Below are 3,848 nucleotides of genomic sequence, written 5' to 3'. Positions count from 1 at the left end.
ATCCTTCTGCCATACTCAACCACTAAAATACAGGATTTTTCACTTCCTCTCAGATTAACTCAGGCCAGTTCGTCGTCACCAAATTAACAGTTAGGGATTTTTGTCTGTTACCATCTATACAAAACGACGCGCGATTACCCTGTAAATCCTTGCAATTCTAACGTATTAGGATCGAACCAAAAATAATTAGGAGTGCGAAAGGTATTCTGATAGAGAATTTTCTTGTTATTGCGGTCAATATTGGCCGTAGAATCGGAGAGAATCTCGACAATTACATCGGGATATTTACCCTGTTCTCCCCAAACTACCCAACTTTTGCGGGGACGTTTTTCGGTATCTAAAACCACAAAAAAATCAGGACCACAGAAATCGCGTTTTTTCAGTTGTTCCTCGTTGTAGTAGATGGTCAGATTTCCCGAAGCGTAGTAATCACTCCTCTCACGCCATAATAATTCTAGACAACTAAGGAGAATGATGATCTGTTGCAGGTGTAGATCACTTGCCAAGGGTGGTTCATCACTCCATAAATCTGTGGGGAGATAGGTGACATCTGGGATCATGTCTAGGGCTGTCATGACTTTTCCCGGTATTTTAGGATTGATTAATTATAGCTTTTTACCACAATTGCAGAGATAGGGCGGGGGGATTTTAACCAATAACTTAAGTAGGTAGGCGTTAAAAATTATCAGACACCCCCCTTATCAAGGGGGGTAGGGGGGATCGAACCTAAAATCCATTTTTAATTTAATTATAACCAGCTACTTAATCCTAGACCTTGACCGATCGCCTCTGGGGTTTTATCCTAGCGCCATGGGCAAATATGTTAAAACTTCTATACAATAGCCCCCAATAAGCCCGATAACAACGATGACTGAAACCCTAATTCAACCTGCCACCCTAGTAGAACTCTTACGTTACCGCGCCACGGCACAACCAGAGGGCCATGCCTACACTTTTCTTATCGATGGTAAAAAAGAAACCCCACCTTTAACCTACAGTGAACTCGATCGCCAAGCAAGAGCAATCGCCGCCTATTTGCAAAAATACCAGGCCCAAGGGGAACGCGCCCTATTACTCTATCCTCAAAGTTTAGAAGTAGTGGCCGCTTTTTGTGGTTGTCTCTACGCGGGAGTGATTGCCATTCCCGTCCCCCCACCGGAATCAGGACGACTTAAGCGCACTTTGCCCCGTTTACGGGCAATTGTCAAGGATGCTAATGCCACCTTTGCCTTAGTTACCGAAAGTATTCTGACTCTTATTGAAGGTGTGAAGGAAGAATTCCCAGAATTCGACCAAATGAAATGGATTACTACCGAAAGCATTGATATTTCCCTGGCAGACCAATGGCAAGATCCCCAGGTGGATAAATCGGCGCTTGCTTATCTGCAATATACCTCCGGTTCGACTAATATCCCCAAAGGAGTGATGCTAAGTCATTTTAACCTGATGCACCATTGCGGTTACTTGCAAAAAGCTTGTGGTTACGAACCGGATAGCGTTACCCTAACTTGGATGCCCTATTTCCACGATTACGGGTTAGTCGAAGGTATCACCGTCCCCCTCTACAACGGTACACCCTGCTATCTCATGTCTCCCTTTGCTTTTATTAAGCGTCCGATGCAGTGGTTAAAAAATATTACTAAGTACAAAGTTACTCATAGTCAGGCCCCCAACTTCGCCTATGATCTTTGTACTCGCAGGATTAAAGCTGCCGATTTAGCGGAATTAGACCTGAGCAGTTGGCAGGCCGCGGGAAATGCCGCCGAACCGATTAATCCGAAGGTCATGGCCAAATTTGTCGATACTTTTGCAGATTACGGCTTTTCTTGGCAAACTTTCGCCCCTGCCTACGGATTAGCTGAATATACCCTCTTGATTTCCAATAAACCCAAGGGAACCACCCCAATTATCACCGCTTTGGATGCAACCGCCTACGAACGCGGTAAAATTGTCCCTGTAGGCTCCGATCGAACCACGGGAGTTAGATACGTCCCCAGTTGTGGTCGTCGCGTCTGTGATACCCGTATAGCTATGGTTAATCCCGATACTTTCACCCTTTGTGCAGCCGATGAAGTGGGCGAAATTTGGGCCAGTGACCCCAGTATGGCCGCTGGATATTGGCAACGGGAAGACGCAACCAAAGAGACTTTTCAAGCTTATCTTGCCGATACGGGAGAAGGGCCGTTTTTACGCACGGGAGATTTAGGTTTTCTTCTCGATGGGGAATTACATATCACGGGACGGATTAAGGATTTAATTATTGTCCGTGGCAGTAATCATTATCCCCAAGATTTAGAATGGTCAGTACAGCATCTTAATGAGGTTTTTCGTCCCGATTATGGTGCCGCTTTTTCTATTGAAGATAATGGGGAAGAACAGTTAGTTATTGTCCAGGAATTGGAACGTCGCAGCGGCGAATTAGATACGGCTAAATTAATCGCCGATATCCGTCAAGAAATCGCCGAAGAACACGAAATTATGACCCATGCGATTGTTCTGGCTAAATCGGGAACAATTCTCAAAACTGCCAGTGGCAAAATTCAACGTCGCGCTATTAAACAGAATTTTCTCAATGGCAATATGAGTATTATCGATGCTTGGTCAGAAAATCCTGAGTTAGTTAGTAAATTCGATCGCTCTAATTCTGCAACAGAAGCATAGTTTTTCGGGTGGGCATTGCTCACCCGATCGAGGATAACTAATCGTGTTAGGATTAGGTTAAGGATTAAAGTTAGGGAGAAAGTGATGTTAACTCAACTGATGGTCAAGCCCTCTTCCTGGATTGAAAAAGGAATTAAGCTATCGCCAGTAAGGGAAAATTATCTCTTTAAATTCACCGAGGAATTGCAGTGTCGATTGGAGGAACTACGGGAACTAGAAAAAAATTCCCAACTTAATTCTCAAGAAACCGCAGAATTGGCCGGTATTTTAGAGTTAAACGAGATTTTCACGCTGTTAAATGCGCGAATAGTTGCTGAATCTAAATGATTAGTATCACCACTCGATTACAAGTCCGAGCAAGAGCCAACTATCTGTGTGAATACTGTCATTCTCCAGAAGAAATTAGTGCCGCATTATTTGAAGTAGATCACATTCAGCCCAAATCTTTAGGAGGCAAAGATGAATTGGCAAACTTAGCTTTAGCTTGCCAAAGATGTAACAGATATCGCTACAATTTTATCAAGGCAATTGATCCGAAAACAGAACAAGAGGTAGAAATATTCAATCCGCGCCAACAGCATTGGCAAGAACATTTTATCTGGACACCAGATGCTTTAAAAATAGTGGGACTTACTCCCATCGCTAGGGCAACTATTGAACGTTTGGACTTAAATGATGACAATCATAATGAAGGTTTTATCGTTAAAGTTCGTCGATTATGGATCCGGGGAGGTTGGCATCCACCCAGCACCGATAAAAAACAGGAATAATAGCTTATTTTTATCTAGGTAAATGAGCTTCAATTAAGTTTTTTTCCAGAACGTAGGTTGGGTTGAAGCATGAAACCCAACGCCCGATTATGTTACGCTACCGCTAACCAATCCTACAAATAATTGTGCCTCCCTACTTATATTTATCGGATGTATGAGTAAACAGGATAAATTATTGATTAAAATTCTTTTAGGTAATTCTGATGCTAACATTCCCTTCGAGCAACTTTGTCAACTACTGAGGAAATTAGGATTTGATCAACGAATAGGAGGAAGTGGCCAATTCAAGTCTGAATTGCATCACTGTCTGATCTACCTTTATAGAATACCTCATTCGGGGTACGATAGTCAAGACATTTTCGAGGACGATTGTTAATCAAGTTTACGGCTATTTCCACCTGCTCTGGCTTAACAATT

General features: G+C 42.9%; 3 protein-coding genes and 2 pseudogenes. 3 read left to right on the top strand and 2 right to left on the bottom strand.

What is annotated here, in order from left to right; genetic code table 11:
- Nucleotides 1–143 precede the first annotated feature (143 nt).
- A pseudogene (locus O9300_RS04950) lies at nt 144–575 on the bottom strand (Uma2 family endonuclease); the annotation flags it as partial.
- A gap of 292 nt (nt 576–867) precedes the next feature.
- Here O9300_RS04950 and O9300_RS04945 point away from each other — a divergent pair.
- From O9300_RS04945 to O9300_RS04935, 3 genes are all read left to right on the top strand, one after another.
- Nucleotides 868–2,661: a fatty acyl-AMP ligase gene (locus O9300_RS04945; protein WP_287970374.1), complete on the top strand. Its 1,794-nt coding sequence runs from the start codon at nt 868–870 to the stop codon at nt 2,659–2,661.
- 84 nt (nt 2,662–2,745) lie between these two features.
- Nucleotides 2,746–2,988, top strand: a complete 243-nt coding sequence (locus O9300_RS04940) for a hypothetical protein (protein ID WP_002767156.1) — start codon at nt 2,746–2,748, stop codon at nt 2,986–2,988.
- Nucleotides 2,985–3,431 (top strand): HNH endonuclease, encoded by a 447-nt coding sequence (locus tag O9300_RS04935; RefSeq protein ID WP_002797431.1) that lies wholly within the window; start codon nt 2,985–2,987, stop codon nt 3,429–3,431. The genes O9300_RS04940 and O9300_RS04935 overlap by 4 nt, the downstream gene beginning before the upstream one ends.
- Before the next feature lie 284 nt (nt 3,432–3,715).
- On the opposite strand, the pseudogene O9300_RS04930 reads toward O9300_RS04935, so the two are convergent.
- Nucleotides 3,716–3,848, bottom strand: a pseudogene (locus O9300_RS04930) (IS30 family transposase); the annotation flags it as partial.

This window comes from Microcystis sp. LE19-195.1E (assembly GCF_027532095.1).
GTDB classification, from domain to species: domain Bacteria; phylum Cyanobacteriota; class Cyanobacteriia; order Cyanobacteriales; family Microcystaceae; genus Microcystis; species Microcystis aeruginosa.
The sequence above is the reverse complement of the archived record's forward strand: the minus strand, read 5'-3'. Positions and strand labels throughout refer to the sequence as shown.